This is a genomic window from Klebsiella sp. M041, from assembly GCF_059759695.1.
In genome coordinates this window covers 24215-42258 of the sequence record NZ_JCAXWU010000016.1, presented here as the reverse complement: position 1 = coordinate 42258, position 18044 = coordinate 24215, and the positions used below count along the sequence as shown (strand labels likewise).

The window sequence follows — 18044 nt, the reverse complement described above, 5'->3', positions numbered from 1 at the left end:
CGTTAAAGCGCAGAAATCGGTAAATTCTCAAACAGAATTCAAGCTATTGACTTTTTTATCTTTATTACTTTCACCTTTGCAGGGAAAAGGTTACAACTCTGTAAATAAGTGGCGATTTGGATTGCCGAAAGCGTGTTGCGTATCGCACAATGACTGCTTAATCACAGCATAGACCGATGACAATGAGCAAATCATTACAAAAACCCACCATTCTCAATGTTGAAACTGTCGCCCGTTCGCGCCTCTTTAATGTCGAAAGCGTCGATCTGGAATTCAGCAACGGTGTGCGTCGCGTTTATGAACGTATGCGGCCTTCCACCCGCGAAGCGGTAATGATTGTGCCGATTGTGGATGATCATATTATTTTGATTCGCGAGTATGCCGTCGGGACGGAATCCTACGAGCTGGGCTTCTCCAAAGGGCTGATTGATCCGGGTGAAACCGTTGATGAAGCGGCCAATCGCGAGCTGAAAGAAGAGGTTGGCTTCGGCGCCAATAAGCTGACGTTCCTGAAGAAGCTCAGTATGGCTCCCTCTTACTTCTCCAGCAAAATGAACATCCTGGTGGCGGAAGATCTCTATCCGGAGTCGCTGCCGGGCGATGAGCCCGAGCCGCTGCCGCAGGTGCGCTGGCCGCTGGCGCAGCTGATGTCGCTGCTGGATGAAGAAGATTTTAACGAGGCCCGCAACGTCAGCGCGCTGTTTTTAGTGCGGGAATGGCTGCAGGCCAAGGGGAGACTTTGAACGAGCGTTCACGCTAAGCAGCAATAAAAAAGCGCCCGCAGGCGCTTTTTTTGTCAGAACAGCTCGTGGGTTTCACCGCCGCCGTCCGTCAGGGTGGTGCCCACCTCATGGACCGCCTGCTGCGTGGGCTGGGTACCCTCAATAAAGTATTCCGCCCGGCTGTTGCCCCCGTTCGCCAGCTGACCGGTGCTGCGATCGATATTCACCGTGACGATTCCCGGCGGCGGCGTTAACGGCTCTTCCGCAACGCCTTCCAGCACGCTCTTCATAAAGCTGTCCCAGGCCGGCTGGGCGCTTTTGGCGCCGCCTTCGTAGCCGGAGATCTGATCTTTAATCGCCCCTGACGCGGTGGTCCGGCCAAGATCGCGACGATGATCGTCAAAGCCGATCCAAACCGAGGTCACCACGCCCGGCCCGTAGCCTGAGAACCAGGCGTCCTTCGAGCTGTTGGTGGTTCCGGTTTTGCCGCCGATGTCATGCCGCTGCAGATCCCGTCCGGCGCGCCAGCCGGTTCCCATCCAGCCCGGTTCGCCAAAGATGTTGCTGTTCAGCGCGCTCTTGATCAGGAAGGCCAGCGGGGTATTGATCACATGCGGCGCGTATTCCTGGGCGCCGCTCTGCGCCACCAGTGACTGATTGGCCTGCTCCAGCTGCGGCTGCGGCGGCACGTTGCCATTCTGCGGTTCCGTCGAGGTGGCGACATCTTCCACATCTTTGTTTTCCAGCACATTGGATTTTGGCGTATCGCCGTAAATCACCGGTAAATCACACTGCGGGCAGGCGATTTTCGGGCGCTCCTCGAAGAGGACCCCACCCTGATCATTCTCAATCTTACTGATAAAGAACGGGTTGACCAGGAAGCCGCCGTTGGCCATCACCGAATACCCGCGGGCGACCTGCAGAGGCGTAAAGGAGGCGGAGCCCAGCGCCAGCGATTCGGTGTGGACAATGTTTTGCGCCGGGAAACCAAAGCGCTGCAGGTACTCGGCGGCATAGTCAACGCCCATGGCGCGCATGGCGCGCACCATTACCACGTTTTTCGACTGCCCCAGGCCCTGGCGTAAACGAATCGGACCGGCATACTGCGGCGGCGAGTTTTTCGGCCGCCAGTCGGAGCCGGCCCCGGCGTCCCAGCGCGAGATTGGCACATCGTTGAGCATGCTGGCCAGAGTTAAGCCTTTATCCATCGCAGCCGTGTAGAGGAACGGCTTGATGTTGGAGCCGACCTGGCGCAGCGCTTGGGTGGCGCGGTTAAACTTGCTCTGGTTAAAGTCAAACCCACCGACAAGGGCAATAATCGCGCCGTTTTGCGGGTTAATGGAGACCAGCGCCGAGTTGACGTCCGGGACCTGCGACAGCCACCAGCTGTCACCCACTTTGCGAACCCAGATCTGCTGCCCGGCCTGCACGACGTCGTTGACTTTACGCGGAGTCGCTCCCTGCTGCGTATCGGAGATAAAGCGACGAGCCCAGCGCACGCCGTCCATCGTCAGTGAAACGGAGTCGCCGTTAGCCAACAGCGCGACGGCCTCCTGGGCAGTCGCGGAGGTGACCACCGCAGGAGAAAGCGGGCCTAAGCCAGGCTGGCGCTTCAGGACGTCGACGATCTTTTTCGCCTCCCACGGCGTTTCGCCGACCTTCCACAGCACGCTGGCCGGGCCGCGGTAGCCGTGACGCATATCGTAATCCAGCACGTTATTGCGGACCGCCTGCTGGGCCGCCTGCTGGTTTTTGCGGGTAATCGTGGTGTACACCCGGTAGCCATCTTCATAGGCCTGCTCGCCATAGCGATTCACCATCTCCTGGCGCACCATTTCGCTCAGATAAGGCGCTGAGAAGGCGATTTTCGGCGCGTGGTAGCTGGCGTCGATGGGTTCGCTGCGCGCTTCATCGTATTGCGCCTGGGTGATGTACCCCTCGCTCAGCATACGCGACAGCACCACGTTGCGACGGGCTGTGGCGCGATCCATCGAATAGAGCGGGTTAAAGGTGGACGGGGCTTTCGGCAGACCGGCAATCACCGCCATTTCGCTGAGGGTCAGCTGGTCGATAGGTTTGCCAAAATAGACCTGCGCCGCGGCGCCGACGCCATAGGCGCGGTAGCCGAGGTAAATCTTGTTCAGATACAGCTCAAGGATTTCATCTTTGTTCAGCAGTTGCTCGATGCGGATGGCCAGAAAGGCCTCTTTAATCTTACGCATCAACGTCTTCTCGGGGCTGAGGAAGAAGTTACGCGCTAACTGCTGGGTGATGGTGCTGGCGCCCTGCGAGGCGTGGCCTGAGAACATCGCCACGCTGGCGGCGCGGAAAATACCCACCGGATCGACGCCGTGATGCTCATAGAAACGACTGTCTTCGGTGGCGATAAACGCTTTCACCAGCTCGGGGGGAATTTGCTGCAACGTTACAGGGATACGGCGCTTTTCGCCGTACTGCGCAATAAGCTCACCGTCGGCGCTATAGACCTGCATCGGGATCTGCAAACGCACATCCTTCAGGGTTGCGACGTCGGGGAGTTGCGGCTCTATGTATTTGTAGAGGCCAAAAATCGAGCCTGCTCCCAGCAGTACGCAACAGACTGCAAGGATCAATAGATACTTTACGAACTTCACCGGTGTTTTCCCATTTAGTTTTATTTGGGCAGTTTATAAACAAACGCGCGGTAGTATAAAGGCAAGCCAGGTGCATTGATATAGCCGGACAGTTTTGCCGGATAAGGAGATCGTAAGCATGGCTTTCAGAAACTGGCGGATCGGAATGCATATCCAACAGGATAGCATTGCCATTGTCGCGCTACTGCATGAGCGCTCACACTGGGCACTGCGCCGCTGGTGGCGCATTCCTCTGCCGCCAGGTCTGGTGCGGCAGGGGATGGTGGCGGACGTTAGCGCCCTCGGCTCACGGCTGGCCGCCTGGCGGCGGGAGCTACCGGCGCAGCATCAGATCAGTATCGCCTTTCCCGCGGCTCGCACGCTGCAAAAACGCCTGCCTTATCCCCAGTTTGCCCTGCGAGAGCGGGAACAGGCGACGTGGATAGCCAGCGCCATGACCCAACAGCTGGCGATGCCCGCCTCCTCTCTATGTATTGATTATGCGCCCACCTCGCGGGATGACGGCTGGCAGGTGACGGCGGCGCAGCGGCTGGATATCAATGTTCTGCGGGAGCTGGCAGGGCGGCTGCGGCTGCGGGTGGCGGCCATCGTACCGGATGCCAGCGCACTCGGCGCCTTTTTCCCCTGGGTGACGGCAGCAGAGCAAGGCCTGGCGTGGCGGGATGAAAAGCACTGGCTATGGGCGACCCAGGAGGCCTGGGGCTGTGACGCCTGCGATGCGATAGGGTCCTTAAGCCAGCTGGCGGGGCAACTTCAGGTTCCTTTGCGCCTGTGCGCTGATGCGGGCGACGAGGCCAGTCGTTTTGATGTCTGGCAGGTGGTTCACCGCCGGCAGCCTCCGCTGCCAGCCGACGGCGATCGCTACGCCATTGCCCTTGGGCTGGCGCTGGGAGGTGGGCGCCATGACGTATGTCGTTAATCTTCTCCCCTGGCGTGACCTGCGTCGCCGCCAGCGCCTGCGCTACGCCCTGTTGTTAGCCACCGGTATCGTGCTGCTGGTGGGGACGACCCTGCAGGCGGGACGAACAGCGGGTCTACAGCGCGACGCCCTGGCGAGGATCCACACGACAGCCGACGCAGCGTTGCTCGCCTCGCTCAAACAGCGCGAACAGGCGATGCGCGAGGCATGGCAGCAGCATCAACGCCAGCGCGAGCAGCGCCAGCGCAGATCGACGATCGCCGCCTGGCAACCCCGACTAATGGCGCTCGCGGCAGGCCTGCCCGCTCAGGCATGGCTGACGCGGCTGGAGTACCAGGGGGCGCGCCTGACGCTGGATGGTCTGGCCCTCAACCTGCAGGCGCTGGCTCGGGTGGAGGCTGCTCTGGCCAGCGTCGCGGGATTCGCGCCGGCTAAAGCCGGCGGAACGCAGCGCGACGCCGAGGGGCGCTGGCGGTTCAGTTTTACCCTGTCGGGAGCGCGCGCCGATGCGGATTAACACCCGGCGCACCCGGGCGGGGCTGTTGATCTTGCTCGCGATGGGGCTGATGGGGGGCGGCGTGGCGCTCTGGCGCGATACCCGCCCGCCGCTGGCGGCGCTGTCCCGCGATGGCGCTCTGCAAACGCAGTGGCGGCGGATCATGGCGCTGCGCATCCCCGCCGGTGAAAGTTCCGGGGAACGCATCGACAAGCAGCCGTTCTCGCCCATCGCCATTCCGCTCGCCGGCGCGAAGCTAATCGCCTGGCATCCGCAGGGGAGCGGCGGTGAGATGGCGCTGGCTCTCCCCTGGCCGACGGTACCCGCCCTGTTCTCATGGCTGGCGCGCTGCGGGATGAACCCGCGTTCGTTCTCGCTGGAGCGCGAGGGGCAGGCGCTGCGCATGCGGCTGCAGCTGGAGGCGGAAGATGGGCGGTAAATGCTGGATTTTGCTGTGGTTGCCGCTGTCGCTGCTGGCGGCCGGGCGCGATCCTTTCCTGCCGGTTGAAGATCCTTGCCGCACGGCGCAGCTGTCGCAATGGCGCTATGGCGGCGCGGCCGGCGATGGCGCAGGCTGGACGGGGTTTTTGCAGGATGGAAGCGGCATGTGGCGACGGGTACGCCTGGATGAGCAATTGCCCACGGGCTGGCGGGTGAGTCGGCTGACGGCCGGCGAGCTGGACATCGTCACGCCTCCGGGATGTGAACCGCCAGCGTGGCGCTGGCAACGTGAAGGAAAACAAGATGATGCGATGGATAAGCCTGCTGCTTCTGCTGCTACCGCTGGCGGTGGTCGCCGCGCGAAATGACAAGCCGGTTTCGCTGGTCGTTGACGACGCGCCAGTGGCCCAGGTGCTGCAAGCCCTGGCCGAAATGAACCATAAGAACCTCGTTGTCGCACCGGACGTCAGCGGCACGCTCTCCCTGCGCCTGCAGAAGGTCCCCTGGACCCAGGCGCTGCGGGCAGTGGCGGATAGCGCAGGCCTCTCTTTGCAACAGCAGGGGACGGTCATCTACGCGCATACGCAGGCCTGGCAAAAGGCCAATCTGGCGCAGCGCGAAGCTGAACAGGCGAAACGTCTGCAGAACCTGCCGCTGCTGGCGGAGAGCGTGACGCTGCATTATGCCGATGCCGAGGAGCTGGCTAAAAGCGGCGGTAAGTTGCTTAGCGCCCGGGGCAACCTGATGGCGGACAAGCGGACCAATCGGCTGCTGATCCGCGATGATGCGCGGCATCTGCCGGCGCTGAAGGCCTGGGCGCAGGAGATGGATCTGCCGGTCGGACAGGTGGAGCTTGCCGCCCATATTGTGTCGATGAGCGAAACCAGCCTGCGTGAACTGGGGGTGAAGTGGCGGCTGGCGGAGGCTGAAAGCACCCCGGGATCCGGGCACATCACCACCCTAAGCAGCGATGTGTCGGTCAACGATGCCAGCACCCGCGCAGGCTTTAACATCGGCAAAATTAACGGGCGCTTGCTTGAGCTGGAGCTTTCCGCGCTGGAGCGCAAGCAGCAGGTCGAGATTATCGCCAGTCCTCGTTTGCTCGCCTCCCATATGCAGCCCGCCAGCATCAAGCAGGGGAGCGAGATCCCCTATCAGGTCTCCAGCGGTGAAAGCGGCGCCACGTCGGTGGAGTTTAAAGAGGCGGTGCTGGGCATGGAGGTGACGCCGACGGTGCTGCAGCAGGGGAGAGTGCGGTTGAAGCTGCGAATAAGCGAGAACACGCCAGGCCAGGTGCTGAAGCAGGATAACGGCGAGGCGCTGGCCATTGATAAACAGGAGATCGAGACCCTGGTGGAAGTCCGCAGCGGCGAGACCCTGGCGTTGGGCGGCATCTTTTCGCAGAAAAACAAAACCGCCCGCGACAGCGTCCCGCTGCTTGGCGATATCCCGGTACTGGGGCGTCTGTTTCGCCGCGACGGGAAAGATAATGAACGCCGTGAACTGGTTGTCTTTATTACGCCACGGATTCTGGCAGTACGTTAAGCAGGTTTTTCATGCTAAACACGTTTCAGGTGTTTGACGTGAGGACGGATTTAGCATACAAGGGGTACCGATTTGAGAGTCGGGTACGACATCAATCCTCCCTTTATTGTCCGGCGATTTTATTCAGTTGCCAAACCAGCCGGAGTATTGAGATAATTTTTAGTCTGACTCTCGCTCTATTGCATATGAGGTTTCAGTTCATGCCCTGCGGCGCTGGGTGTCTGCGAAGCGGGTTTATCATTAACGAATAGTCTTAGTAGTACCGAAAAAATGGCAGAGAAACGCAATATCTTTCTGGTTGGGCCTATGGGTGCCGGCAAAAGCACTATTGGGCGCCAGTTAGCCCAACAGCTCAACATGGAATTTTACGATTCTGATCAAGAGATTGAGAAACGCACTGGCGCTGATGTGGGCTGGGTCTTCGATGTTGAAGGCGAAGAAGGCTTCCGCGACCGTGAAGAAAAAATTATCAATGAGTTGACGGAAAAACAGGGGATTGTGCTGGCGACTGGCGGCGGCTCTGTAAAATCCCGTGAAACGCGTAACCGTCTCTCCGCCCGCGGCGTGGTGGTCTACCTGGAAACAACGATCGAGAAGCAGTTGGCCCGTACGCAGCGCGATAAAAAGCGTCCTTTGCTACAAGTCGATGCGCCGCCTCGTGAAGTACTGGAAGCGCTGGCTGACGAGCGTAACCCGCTGTATGAAGAGATCGCCGATGTGACTATCCGCACAGACGATCAGAGTGCGAAAGTCGTCGCGAACCAGATTATTCATATGCTGGAAAGCAACTGATTCTGGCTTAATAAAAGTGCGTCAGAGTAAAAGTCATTGAGGTGGATGTCGCGTTATGGAGAGGCTTACTGTTACCCTCGGGGAACGTAGTTACCCGATTACCATCGCGGCTGGTTTGTTTAACGATCCAGCTTCCTTCCTGCCACTCAAGTCGGGCGACCAGGCTATGCTGGTCACCAACGAAACGCTGGCGCCGCTTTATCTGGATACCGTCCGCTCTGCGCTGGAGCAGGCAGGGGTCAACGTTGACAGCGTGATCCTGCCCGACGGCGAGCAGTATAAAAGCCTGGCGGTGATGGATACCGTATTTACCGCGCTGTTACAAAAACCCCATGGCCGCGACACCACGCTGGTGGCGCTCGGCGGCGGTGTTATCGGTGATTTAACCGGTTTCGCCGCGGCAAGCTATCAGCGCGGCGTGCGTTTTATCCAGGTCCCTACCACCTTGCTGTCGCAGGTCGACTCGTCGGTCGGCGGCAAAACCGCAGTGAACCACCCTCTCGGCAAAAACATGATTGGCGCCTTCTGGCAGCCGGTTTCCGTGGTGGTTGATCTTAACTGTCTGAAGACGCTTCCGAAGCGCGAACTCGCTTCCGGACTGGCTGAGGTCATCAAGTATGGGGTGATCCTCGACGGCGCATTCTTCAGCTGGCTGGAAAACAACATTGATGCCCTGCTGGCGCTGGATGAAAAGGCCATGGCGTACTGCATTCGCCGTTGCTGTGAGCTGAAAGCGGAAGTTGTGGCTGCCGACGAGCGTGAAACCGGGTTACGTGCTTTACTCAATCTTGGACATACCTTCGGCCATGCTATCGAGGCGGAAATGGGCTACGGTAACTGGCTGCACGGCGAAGCGGTGGCGGCAGGTATGGTGATGGCGGCGCATACGTCCGAGCGGCTGGGGCAGTTCCGCGCGCAGGATACTCAGCGCCTTATCGATCTGCTCAAGCGTGCAGGTTTACCGGTACGCGGCCCGCAGGAAATGAGTGCGCAGGCGTATTTGCCCCATATGATGCGCGATAAGAAAGTACTGGCTGGCGAAATGCGGCTGGTGCTCCCGCTCGCAATAGGAAGCAGCGAGCTGCGCGGCGGAGTGCCGCATGATGTGGTTCTTGGCGCGATTGCTGATACTCAGCAGGCGCAACAATAAGAAGGTCTGGCCGCGTTCGCGCGGCGTTATCATTTCGGGTGATGTGCAATAATCGTGAGCATAAGCCTTTTAGTGGGGTGTTAAATGGATGATTTCAAACCAGAAGACGATATGAAAGCCGATCGCAACGATCGTCGTGCTGGTCGTTCCCGTCAGTCTTCCGAGCGTGATGCCGATCCGCAGATCAATTTTGACGATGTCGATCTTGATGCCGATGAAGGCCGTCCGACGCGCGCCGGCAAGGCCCGTCGTGAGCGTGAAGAGGAAGAGTTCGAAGAAGAACTGGATGCGGAAGATGAGGAGATGCTCGAAGAGCAGCCTGTAGAGCGTCGTCCGCGTAAGCGTAAAAAAGCGCCGGCGAAACCCGCTTCCCGCCAGTACATCATGATGGGCGTGGGGATTCTGGTGCTGTTACTGTTAATCGTAGGTATCGGTTCCGCGCTGAAATCGCCATCTTCGTCCAGCCAGCAGACCGCTTCCGGCGAGAAGAGCATTAATCTGTCTGACGACCAGTCCGCCAGCACGCCAGCTGCCGGCCAGGATCAGACAGCCGCCAATACCACCACACAGCAGGACGTCACGGTACCGCCTATTGCCGCGAACCCGACCCAGGGCCAGGCAGCGGCAGAGCCGCAGGGCCAGCAGCGTGTTGAAGTTCAGGGCGATCTGAATAACGCGCTGACCCAGCAGCAGGGCCAGCTGGACGGCGCCGTAGCTAACTCGACGCTGCCAACTGAACCGGCAACCGTCGCGCCGATCCGTAATGGCGCCAGTGGCGCCGCGGCGCCGCGTCAGACGACCGAACGTCAGACGACAGCAACGCCGCGTCCGGCCGAGCGTAAGCACACCGTCATCGAAGCGAAGCCGCAGCCGAAACCACAGGCGGTGGCGAAAGCGCCGGTAGAAACGAAACCGGTCCAGCCGAAGCATGTTGAAAGCGCGGCCACTACCGCTCCGGCGAAACCGACCGTCAGCGAAAGTAAACCGGCAGCCACCGCGCAGAGCAAACCAGCCACGACCGCAGCGCCAGCCGCAACGGCAGCCGCGGCAGCGCCGGCGGCGAAGAGCGGTAAAACGGCAGGTGACGTCAGCTCGATGAAATCTGCGCCGTCGGGTAACTATACCCTGCAGCTCAGCAGCTCCTCTAACTATGAAAACCTGAATAACTGGGCGAAGAAAGAGAAGCTGGACAGATATGTTGTCTATGAAACGTCGCGTAACGGCCAACCGTGGTACGTGCTGGTGAGCGGTATCTATTCATCGAAAGATGAAGCGAAACGCGCGGTCACCTCGCTGCCGCCGGACGTGCAGGCGAAAAATCCATGGGCAAAACCACTGCATCAGGTTCAGGCTGATCTGAAATAATGCCGTGGGGTAGTCTTAAGCGCAGGATGCTGTCGGAGCTTTCTCCACAGCCGGAGAATGTGTAATTAGTTAGGCAGCATGAAAAAGAATCGCGCTTTTCTAAAGTGGGCAGGGGGGAAGTACCCCCTGCTTGACGATATTAAAAAGCATTTGCCGGAAGGTGAGTGCTTAATCGAGCCCTTTGTGGGCGCCGGGTCGGTATTTCTCAATACCGACTTTTCTCGTTATATCCTCGCGGATATCAACAGTGATTTAATCGGCCTGTACAACATCGTCAAATTGCGCACCGACGAGTATGTCGCTGCCGCCCGCGAGATGTTTACCCCGGAAAACAACGTCGCTGAGCGCTACTACCAGTACCGTGATGAATTCAACCAGAGCCAGGATCCGCTGCGTCGCGCGGTGCTGTTCCTGTATCTGAACCGTCACGGCTACAACGGCCTGTGTCGCTACAATTTGCGCGGCGAATTCAATGTGCCGTTTGGCCGCTATAAGAAGCCCTATTTCCCCGAGGCTGAGCTCTATCATTTTGCCGACAAGGCGCAAAACGCTGAGTTTTACTGCGAATCTTATGAAGAGTGTATGCAGCGTGCGGATAGCCGCACGGTGGTGTATTGCGATCCGCCCTATGCGCCGTTGACGGCGACGGCGAATTTTACCGCCTACCACACCAACAGCTTCAACCTGGAGCAACAGGTGCTGCTGGCGCAAAAGGCGGAATCGCTGATGAAGAAACGGATCCCGGTGCTGATTTCCAACCACCGCACGCCGTTGACGCAGGAGTGGTATAAAAACGCGGCAGAAACGCATATTGTGAAGGTTCGGCGCAGCATCAGCAGCAACGGTGGTACGCGTAAAAAGGTGGACGAGCTCTTAGCGCTCTACCGTCCGCCTAAGACCAAATAAATTTCAAGGAGATGCGGATGAAGCAGTATTTGATTGCCCCTTCGATTCTGTCGGCTGATTTTGCCCGTCTGGGTGAGGATACCGCGAAGGCGCTGGCGGCGGGTGCGGATGTCGTGCACTTCGACGTCATGGACAACCACTACGTGCCGAACCTGACGATTGGCCCGATGGTGCTGAAGTCGCTGCGTAACTACGGTATTACCGCGCCGATCGACGTCCACCTGATGGTGAAGCCGGTCGACCGCATCATTCCTGATTTTGCCGAAGCTGGCGCCAGCATCATCACCTTCCACCCGGAAGCCTCCGAACACGTCGACCGCAGCCTGCAGCTTATCAAAGAGCACGGCTGTAAAGCGGGCCTGGTGTTTAACCCCGCGACGCCGCTGAGCTATCTCGATTACGTGATGGATAAGCTGGACGTGATCCTGCTGATGTCGGTTAACCCGGGCTTTGGCGGCCAGTCCTTTATTCCGCAGACGCTGGATAAACTGCGTGAAGTGCGCCAGCGCATCGATGCGTCCGGCTACGACATTCGCCTGGAAGTGGATGGCGGAGTGAAAGCGAACAATATCGGCGAAATCGCCGCGGCGGGTGCGGATATGTTCGTTGCCGGTTCGGCGATCTTCGGCCAGCCGGACTACAAGAAAGTCATTGATCACATGCGTAATGAATTAGCGAAGGTAAGTCATGGATAAATTACAGGCGATCCGCGGCATCGCGTTTGATCTCGACGGCACGCTGGTGGACAGCGCGCCGGGTCTGACCGCCGCCGTTGATAACGCCCTCTACGCCCTGGAGCTGCCGGTGGCGGGAGAAGAACGCGTCGTGACCTGGATCGGCAACGGCGCCGATGTTCTGATGGAGCGGGCGCTGACCTGGGCTCGTCAGGAGCGTGCAACGTTACGTGCGGCGATGGGCAAGCCTTCCGTCGACGATCATGATATTCCGCAAGACGAACAGCTGCGCATTTTGCGTAAACTGTTTGACCGCTATTACGCCGAAGCGGCGGAAGAGGGCAGTTTCCTGTTTCCGGCAGTGGCCGATACGCTCGGCGCGCTGCAGGCCAAAGGCCTGCCGCTGGCGCTGGTGACCAATAAGCCGACGCCGTTCGTCGCCCCGCTGCTGGACGCGCTCGATATTGCGAAATATTTTACCGTGGTGATCGGCGGCGATGACGTACAGAACAAAAAGCCGCATCCGGAACCGCTGCTGCTGGTGGCGCAAAAGCTCGGCCTGACGCCGGAGGCGCTGCTGTTCGTCGGCGATTCCCGTAATGATATTCAGGCGGCCAAAGCGGCAGGCTGCTGCTCTGTTGGCCTGACCTACGGCTATAACTATGGCGAACCGCTTGCGTTGAGCGAGCCGGACTATCTCTTCGACCAGTTTAATGAACTCTTACCCGCTCTCGGGTTACCGCACAGTGAAACTCAGGAATTGAAACATGACTAAGCCCATCGTTTTTAGTGGCGCACAGCCCTCAGGTGAACTGACCATTGGCAACTACATGGGTGCGCTGCGTCAGTGGGTAAACATGCAGGACGATTACCACTGCATCTATTGCATCGTGGACCAGCACGCCATCACCGTGCGCCAGGATCCGCAGCAGCTGCGTAAGGCGACGCTGGACACCCTGGCGCTGTATCTGGCCTGCGGCATCGACCCGCAGAAAAGCACTATTTTCGTTCAGTCTCACGTGCCGGAACATGCCCAGTTAGGCTGGGCGCTGAACTGCTACACCTATTTCGGCGAACTGAGCCGCATGACCCAGTTTAAAGACAAGTCCGCGCGCTACGCGGAGAACATCAACGCCGGTCTGTTTGATTATCCGGTACTGATGGCCGCTGACATTCTGCTGTACCAGACCAACCAGGTTCCGGTGGGCGAAGATCAGAAACAGCACCTTGAACTGAGCCGCGATATCGCCCAGCGTTTTAACGCCATCTACGGCGATATTTTTAAAGTGCCTGAGCCGTTTATCCCTAAATCCGGCGCGCGCGTGATGTCGCTGCTGGAGCCGACGAAAAAGATGTCCAAGTCCGACGACAACCGCAACAACGTCATCGGCCTGCTGGAAGACCCGAAATCGGTGGTCAAGAAGATCAAACGTGCGGTCACCGACTCCGACGAGCCGCCGGTGGTGCGCTACGACCTGAAAGAGAAAGCGGGCGTCTCCAACCTGCTGGATATCCTCTCCGCGGTCACCGGGAAAACCATTCCTGAGCTGGAGCAGCATTTCGAAGGCAAAATGTATGGCCACCTGAAAGGCGAAGTCGCCGAAGCGGTATCGGGCATGCTGATTGACCTGCAGGAGCGCTATCACCGTTTCCGTAACGACGAAGCGTTTCTCAATCAGGTGATGAAGGACGGCGCAGAAAAGGCCAGCGCGCGCGCTTCTCAAACCCTGAAAGCGGTATACGAAGCGATTGGCTTTGTCGCCAAGCCGTAAGCGATGCAACAGCTAAAAAGGGCGGGATTATCCCGCCCTTTTTTATGCCTGTCGTTCACGCCGTCAGGCGAAGGTTAATGGTTCGAAAACCAGTTCAGTTTATCCCGCAGACCGACCACGCGGCCGACAATGATCAGCGCCGGGCTGGCCATCTGCTGCGCCAGAATATCCAGCTGTCCTAAGGTGCCGCTGACCACTTTTTGCGTCACGGCGGTGCCGTTCTCGACGATGGCGGCAGGCATATCTTCCGCCATGCCGTGGGCGATAAGCTTCTCGCGGATCGCCGGCGCCTGGTTCAAACCCATGTAGAACACCAGGGTCTGCTTCTCCACCGCCAGGTTCGCCCAGTCCAGCTCGCCGCCGGTTTTCAGATGGCCGGTGACCAGGCGGACGCCCTGGGCGAAATCGCGATGGGTCAACGGGATCCCCGAGTAGGCAGAGCAGCCGGAGGCGGCGGTGATGCCGGGCACAACCGAGAAGGGGATCCCCGCCTCGCAGAGGGTCTCCAGCTCCTCTCCGCCGCGGCCAAAGATAAAGGGATCGCCGCCTTTCAGCCGGACCACGCGTCTTCCTTTTTGCGCTTCGCGCAGCAGGATCTGGTTGATCTCCTCCTGCGGCACGCAGTGATAGCCTGAGCGCTTGCCGACGAACACCCGGTCGGCATCGCGGCGCACCAGATTCATAATGTCGTCGGAGACCAGCCGGTCATAGACCACCACGTCGGCCTGCTGGATCTGCTGCAGGCCCTTGAGCGTGAGCAGCCCGGCGTCACCAGGGCCGGCGCCAACCAGGACGACCTCGCCGCGATGCTCTAACGGCTCGGTCAGCAGCTGCTCGGTGGTATCCGCCACCGCCTGCCGATCGTCATTGGCCAGCGACTGCGCCAGCCGGTCGTTAACGAACAGCTTCTCCCAGAAGCGGCGGCGTTCGCCTACGGTGGCAAACTGCTGCTTCACGCGCGCGCGCAGATGGCCGGCGTAGCGGGCCAGCTGGCCAAGATGCAGGGGTAAGACTGACTCCAGCTTCTCGCGCAACAGGCGCGCCAGCACCGGGGATGTCCCACCCGAGGAGACGGCGACCATCAGCGGCGAGCGGTCGATGATGGACGGCATGATAAAGCTGGCCTGGCGCGGGGCATCCACCACGTTACAGAAGATACGCCGCGCTTCGGCCGCGTCGCTGACCTGCTGGTTCACCGACTCATTATCGGTAGCGGCGATGGCCAGCCAGCAGTTGTCCAGCAGCGAGGGGATAAACTCCCCCTGCACCAGGGTTAGCATCTGTGAATCGGCCCACACATGAAACTGAGGGGTAAAGTCGAGCGCATTGACCGTGACGTTTGCGCCAGCATCCAGCAGCAGACGGGCCTTGCGTTCGGCGACATCCCCGCCGCCAACCAGTAAACAATCACGCTGGCGCAACTGGCAGAATATGGGTAAGTGATCCACAGAATAACCTCATAAAAATAAGGGGTAGAAAATGAGTGGTCGTAGAATAGCAGCAAAGGTAATACAAAACATGCGACATATCCCGCACTCATGCGCTGTCGGTCAGAAGTGTTACTTATATCTCCCCCCGTGGCCGGGGGGAGGATGCGGGACTCACGCCTTAAGCTGAACGTGGCCGTCTTTTACCCGGGCGTCGAAACGGGCGATAGAGTGGCTGGCATCTTCCATACACAGGCCGTCGCTCAGGCGGAAACGTTGTTTTTTCAGCGGGCTGGCAACCCACAGGGCGCCGTCATGCTCGGCGATAATGCCGCGAGACAGTACGCTGGCGTTAAAGAACGGATCAATGTTGCTGATGGCGAACACCCTGTCGTCATGATAGGGACGGAAGATCGCCACCTGCTGCTGACCGAGCAGGGCGCAGACGCCGGTGGCGGGCAGGATGTCGTCGATGTTGCAGATGTTTACCCACTGGCTCATGCTTTTTCCTCCACCAGAGTAACCGGGATGCGCTCATACGGCGTGGCCGGGCGATGCTGGTCACGTTCCGGCACCACCTGAACGTTCGGGTCGCGCTGGTCGCTGTTGATAAAGTGTTTGAAGCGGGTCTGCGCCGCCGGGTTATTGACGGTCTCGGTCCACTCGCAGGCGAAGGCGGCGCGCAGGCGAGCCAGCTCCTCTTCCAGATGGTCGTTCAGACCGAGCTTGTCATCGATGATGACGCTGCGCAGATAGTCGATCCCGCCTTCCATGTTGTCCAGCCACGGCGCAGTGCGGGTCAGCTTATCGGCGGTGCGGATGTAGAACATCATAAAGCGGTCGAGATACTTAATCAGCGTCTCGCGATCGAGGTCCGCGGCCAGCAGATCGGCGTGGCGCGGCTTCATCCCGCCGTTACCGCACACGTACAGGTTCCAGCCTTTCTCGGTGGCGATGATCCCGACGTCTTTGCCCTGGGCTTCCGCACATTCGCGGGTACAGCCGGAGACGCCGAACTTCATTTTGTGCGGCGTACGGATGCCTTTGTAGCGATTTTCCAGTTCGACGCCGAAGCCGACGCTGTCGCCGACCCCGTAGCGGCACCAGGTGCTGCCGACGCAGGTCTTCGCCATCCGCAGCGCTTTGGCGTAGGCGTGGCCGGTTTCGAAACCCGCTTCAATCAGCTGCCGCCAGATCTCCGGCAGGTCGTCTTTCTGCGCGCCAAACAGGCCGATGCGCTGGGAACCGGTGATTTTGGTGTACAGATTGAATTCACGAGCGATACGGCCCACGGCGACCAGCCCTTCCGGCGTGATTTCGCCGCCCGCGGAGCGCGGAATGACCGAGTAGGTGCCATCTTTCTGGATATTGGCGAGGAAGTTGTCGTTCGTGTCCTGCAGCGGCGTATGCTGAGGCTTGAGGATGTACTCATTCCAGCAGGAGGCCAGCAGGGAGCCGACGGTCGGTTTACACACTTCACAGCCGTAGCCCTGGCCGTGTTTGGCCAGCAGTTCGTCGAAGGTTTTGATGCCTTCCACGCGGATCAGGTGGAACAGCTCCTGGCGGGAGTAAGCGAAGTGTTCGCACAGGTTGTTGTTGACCTCGATACCCTGTTTCGCCAGCTCGGCGTTGAGCACCTGGGTGACCAACGGGATACAGCCGCCGCAGCCGGTACCGGCCTTGGTTTCCGCTTTCAGCGCCGCGACGGTATGGCAGCCTTTATTGATGGCGGCGATCAGGTCGCCTTTGCTGACGTCGAAGCAGGAGCAGATTTGCGCGCTGTCCGGCAGTTTATCGACGCCGATCGACGGCTTGCCGCTGCCGGCGTGGGCCGGGAGGATCAGCGAATCCGGATTCTCCGGCAACTCGATGGCGTTCAGCACCAGCTGCAGCAGGTTGCCGTAGTCGCTGGTGTCGCCGACCAGCACCGCGCCGAGCAGGGTTTTGTTGTCGGCGCTGACGATCAGACGCTTATACACTTCTTTGCTTTCGTCGAGATAGACGTAGCTGCGGGCGCCCGGCGTGCGGCCGTGGGCATCGCCGATACCGCCCACGTCTACACCCAGCAGCTTCAGTTTGGCGCTGAGGTCGGCGCCGGTGAAGCTGTTTTCACTGCCGAGGAGGTGGTCGACGGCCACCTGGGCCATTTTATAACCCGGCGCGACGAGGCCATACACGCGGTTGTTCCAGCTGGCGCATTCGCCGATGGCATAGATATCCGGGTCGGAGGTCTGGCAGCTATCGTTGACCATGATGCCGCCGCGCTGGGCAACCGCCAGTCCGCACTGGGTGGCCAGTTTATCGCGTGGGCGGATCCCGGTAGAGAAGACGATGAAATCGACCTGCAGCTCGCTACCGTCGGCGAAGTGCATGGTTTTGCGCGCCTCGGTGCCCTGCTGAACGATCTCTTTGGTGTTTTTGCTGGTGTGAACTTTCACGCCCATGCTTTCAATTTTGCGCCGCAGCTGCTCGCCGCCCATCTGGTCGAGCTGCTCGGCCATCAGCATCGGCGCGAATTCGATAACATGGGTTTCGACACCGAGGTTTTTCAGGGCGCCTGCGGCTTCCAGGCCGAGCAGGCCGCCGCCGACCACCGCGCCGCGTTTGCTGCGACGGGCGCAGGATTCAATGGCGTTAAGATCTTCAATGGTGCGATAGACGAAGCAATCCTGAGTTTCCGCGCCTTTAATCGGCGGGATCCAGGGGTATGAGCCGGTCGCCATAATCAGCTTGTCGTAGAACACCGTGCGCCCGGCGCTGGAGTGGATCACCTTCTCCTGGCGGTTGATGGTGATGGCCCGTTCGCCGACCAGCACCTTGACGCCGTGTTTCTCATAGAAACCTTCGCGGACCAGTGACAGCTCTTCTGCGGTATGGTGGGAGAAATAAGACGACAGGTGGACACGGTCGTAGGCGATACGCGGTTCTTCACAGAACACGGTAATGTCGAACTGTCCGGCAGGCGCCTTATCGAGAAGCTCTTCGATAAAGCGATGGCCAACCATGCCGTTACCGATAATAGCGATTCTGACTTTGCTCATTTTTGCCTCGATTTCTTTTCTATTACCGCCTACCTTAACGATTCAGCCATCAGGCTTATTGATGCAAATCAATGACAACTTCACCTACCACTTAATGGGTATATAATTGATTTGTCTGTAATTTTCTAAGTTGTGGAAAACGCTGGCTTTTCCTTTTTGCC

At 59.3% G+C, this 18044-nt stretch carries 17 protein-coding genes; 13 read left to right on the top strand and 4 right to left on the bottom strand.

Annotated features, from left to right (window positions below; all coding sequences use genetic code 11):
* Positions 1-182: 182 nt before the first annotated feature.
* Positions 183-743 carry an ADP compounds hydrolase NudE gene (gene nudE, locus AC6CWS_RS20135; protein ID WP_065883132.1) on the top strand — a complete coding sequence of 187 codons (561 nt, stop codon included), beginning with the start codon at positions 183-185 and terminating at the stop codon, positions 741-743.
* 53 nt (positions 744-796) lie between these two features.
* Here nudE and mrcA read toward each other — a convergent pair whose 3' ends face one another.
* Positions 797-3355 carry a peptidoglycan glycosyltransferase/peptidoglycan DD-transpeptidase MrcA gene (gene mrcA, locus AC6CWS_RS20130; protein ID WP_048298492.1) on the bottom strand — a complete coding sequence of 853 codons (2559 nt, stop codon included), beginning with the start codon at positions 3353-3355 and terminating at the stop codon, positions 797-799.
* Between the two features lie 118 nt (positions 3356-3473).
* Here mrcA and AC6CWS_RS20125 point away from each other — a divergent pair, with 118 nt between their 5' ends.
* The 12 genes from AC6CWS_RS20125 to trpS all read left to right on the top strand — a co-directional run bounded on the left by AC6CWS_RS20125 (position 3474) and on the right by trpS (position 13415).
* Positions 3474-4274, top strand: coding sequence for a type IV pilus biogenesis protein PilM (locus AC6CWS_RS20125; RefSeq protein WP_065883129.1), 801 nt, complete (start codon positions 3474-3476; stop codon positions 4272-4274).
* The gene (locus AC6CWS_RS20120; protein ID WP_065883126.1) at positions 4258-4791 is read left to right on the top strand and encodes a PilN domain-containing protein; all 534 of its coding nucleotides are present in this window, start codon (positions 4258-4260) and stop codon (positions 4789-4791) included. The genes AC6CWS_RS20125 and AC6CWS_RS20120 overlap by 17 nt, the downstream gene beginning before the upstream one ends.
* Positions 4781-5209, top strand: coding sequence for a HofO family protein (locus AC6CWS_RS20115; RefSeq protein WP_065883124.1), 429 nt, complete (start codon positions 4781-4783; stop codon positions 5207-5209). The genes AC6CWS_RS20120 and AC6CWS_RS20115 overlap by 11 nt, the downstream gene beginning before the upstream one ends.
* Positions 5199-5579, top strand: a complete 381-nt coding sequence (locus AC6CWS_RS20110) for a HofP DNA utilization family protein (protein WP_023291194.1) — start codon at positions 5199-5201, stop codon at positions 5577-5579. The genes AC6CWS_RS20115 and AC6CWS_RS20110 overlap by 11 nt, the downstream gene beginning before the upstream one ends.
* On the top strand, positions 5515-6756 hold the full coding sequence (gene hofQ / locus AC6CWS_RS20105; protein ID WP_032429004.1) for a DNA uptake porin HofQ: 1242 nt from the start codon (positions 5515-5517) through the stop codon (positions 6754-6756). The genes AC6CWS_RS20110 and hofQ overlap by 65 nt, the downstream gene beginning before the upstream one ends.
* Positions 6757-7026: 270 nt before the next feature.
* Positions 7027-7548: a shikimate kinase AroK gene (gene aroK, locus AC6CWS_RS20100; protein ID WP_002920267.1), complete on the top strand. Its 522-nt coding sequence runs from the start codon at positions 7027-7029 to the stop codon at positions 7546-7548.
* Between the two features lie 55 nt (positions 7549-7603).
* Entirely contained in the window at positions 7604-8698 is a 1095-nt protein-coding gene (gene aroB, locus AC6CWS_RS20095; RefSeq protein WP_044524957.1) for a 3-dehydroquinate synthase, read from the top strand.
* An 84-nt stretch (positions 8699-8782) separates the two neighbouring features.
* Entirely contained in the window at positions 8783-10063 is a 1281-nt protein-coding gene (gene damX / locus AC6CWS_RS20090; RefSeq protein ID WP_065883123.1) for a cell division protein DamX, read from the top strand.
* A 78-nt stretch (positions 10064-10141) separates the two neighbouring features.
* Positions 10142-10969, top strand: coding sequence for an adenine-specific DNA-methyltransferase (dam, locus tag AC6CWS_RS20085; protein ID WP_004202178.1), 828 nt, complete (start codon positions 10142-10144; stop codon positions 10967-10969).
* 17 nt (positions 10970-10986) lie between these two features.
* Entirely contained in the window at positions 10987-11664 is a 678-nt protein-coding gene (gene rpe / locus AC6CWS_RS20080; RefSeq protein WP_065883121.1) for a ribulose-phosphate 3-epimerase, read from the top strand.
* Positions 11657-12418, top strand: coding sequence for a phosphoglycolate phosphatase (gene gph / locus AC6CWS_RS20075; RefSeq protein ID WP_023291189.1), 762 nt, complete (start codon positions 11657-11659; stop codon positions 12416-12418). The genes rpe and gph overlap by 8 nt, the downstream gene beginning before the upstream one ends.
* Positions 12411-13415: a tryptophan--tRNA ligase gene (gene trpS / locus AC6CWS_RS20070; RefSeq protein WP_002920253.1), complete on the top strand. Its 1005-nt coding sequence runs from the start codon at positions 12411-12413 to the stop codon at positions 13413-13415. The genes gph and trpS overlap by 8 nt, the downstream gene beginning before the upstream one ends.
* Before the next feature lie 74 nt (positions 13416-13489).
* On the opposite strand, the gene cysG is transcribed toward trpS, so the two are convergent.
* The 3 genes from cysG to nirB all read right to left on the bottom strand — a co-directional run bounded on the left by cysG (position 13490) and on the right by nirB (position 17883).
* Positions 13490-14863 (bottom strand): siroheme synthase CysG, encoded by a 1374-nt coding sequence (gene cysG, locus AC6CWS_RS20065; protein WP_065883119.1) that lies wholly within the window; start codon positions 14861-14863, stop codon positions 13490-13492.
* Between the two features lie 153 nt (positions 14864-15016).
* Positions 15017-15343 carry a nitrite reductase small subunit NirD gene (nirD, locus tag AC6CWS_RS20060; RefSeq protein WP_023291187.1) on the bottom strand — a complete coding sequence of 109 codons (327 nt, stop codon included), beginning with the start codon at positions 15341-15343 and terminating at the stop codon, positions 15017-15019.
* Entirely contained in the window at positions 15340-17883 is a 2544-nt protein-coding gene (gene nirB, locus AC6CWS_RS20055) for a nitrite reductase large subunit NirB (protein WP_065883118.1), read from the bottom strand. The genes nirD and nirB overlap by 4 nt, the downstream gene beginning before the upstream one ends.
* Positions 17884-18044: the final 161 nt, after the last annotated feature.

Excerpts from the sequence above, each read along its gene's own strand:
- nudE (WP_065883132.1), top strand. The coding sequence starts at position 183 with ATGAGCAAATCATTACAAAAACCCACCATTCTCAATGTTGAAACTGTC.
- AC6CWS_RS20125 (WP_065883129.1), top strand. The coding sequence starts at position 3,474 with ATGGCTTTCAGAAACTGGCGGATCGGAATGCATATCCAACAGGATAGC.
- AC6CWS_RS20120 (WP_065883126.1), top strand. The coding sequence starts at position 4,258 with ATGACGTATGTCGTTAATCTTCTCCCCTGGCGTGACCTGCGTCGCCGC.
- AC6CWS_RS20115 (WP_065883124.1), top strand. The coding sequence starts at position 4,781 with ATGCGGATTAACACCCGGCGCACCCGGGCGGGGCTGTTGATCTTGCTC.
- AC6CWS_RS20110 (WP_023291194.1), top strand. The coding sequence starts at position 5,199 with ATGGGCGGTAAATGCTGGATTTTGCTGTGGTTGCCGCTGTCGCTGCTG.
- hofQ (WP_032429004.1), top strand. The coding sequence starts at position 5,515 with ATGATGCGATGGATAAGCCTGCTGCTTCTGCTGCTACCGCTGGCGGTG.
- aroK (WP_002920267.1), top strand. The coding sequence starts at position 7,027 with ATGGCAGAGAAACGCAATATCTTTCTGGTTGGGCCTATGGGTGCCGGC.
- aroB (WP_044524957.1), top strand. The coding sequence starts at position 7,604 with ATGGAGAGGCTTACTGTTACCCTCGGGGAACGTAGTTACCCGATTACC.
- damX (WP_065883123.1), top strand. The coding sequence starts at position 8,783 with ATGGATGATTTCAAACCAGAAGACGATATGAAAGCCGATCGCAACGAT.
- dam (WP_004202178.1), top strand. The coding sequence starts at position 10,142 with ATGAAAAAGAATCGCGCTTTTCTAAAGTGGGCAGGGGGGAAGTACCCC.
- rpe (WP_065883121.1), top strand. The coding sequence starts at position 10,987 with ATGAAGCAGTATTTGATTGCCCCTTCGATTCTGTCGGCTGATTTTGCC.
- gph (WP_023291189.1), top strand. The coding sequence starts at position 11,657 with ATGGATAAATTACAGGCGATCCGCGGCATCGCGTTTGATCTCGACGGC.
- trpS (WP_002920253.1), top strand. The coding sequence starts at position 12,411 with ATGACTAAGCCCATCGTTTTTAGTGGCGCACAGCCCTCAGGTGAACTG.
- nirD (WP_023291187.1), bottom strand. The coding sequence starts at position 15,343 with ATGAGCCAGTGGGTAAACATCTGCAACATCGACGACATCCTGCCCGCC.
- nirB (WP_065883118.1), bottom strand. The coding sequence starts at position 17,883 with ATGAGCAAAGTCAGAATCGCTATTATCGGTAACGGCATGGTTGGCCAT.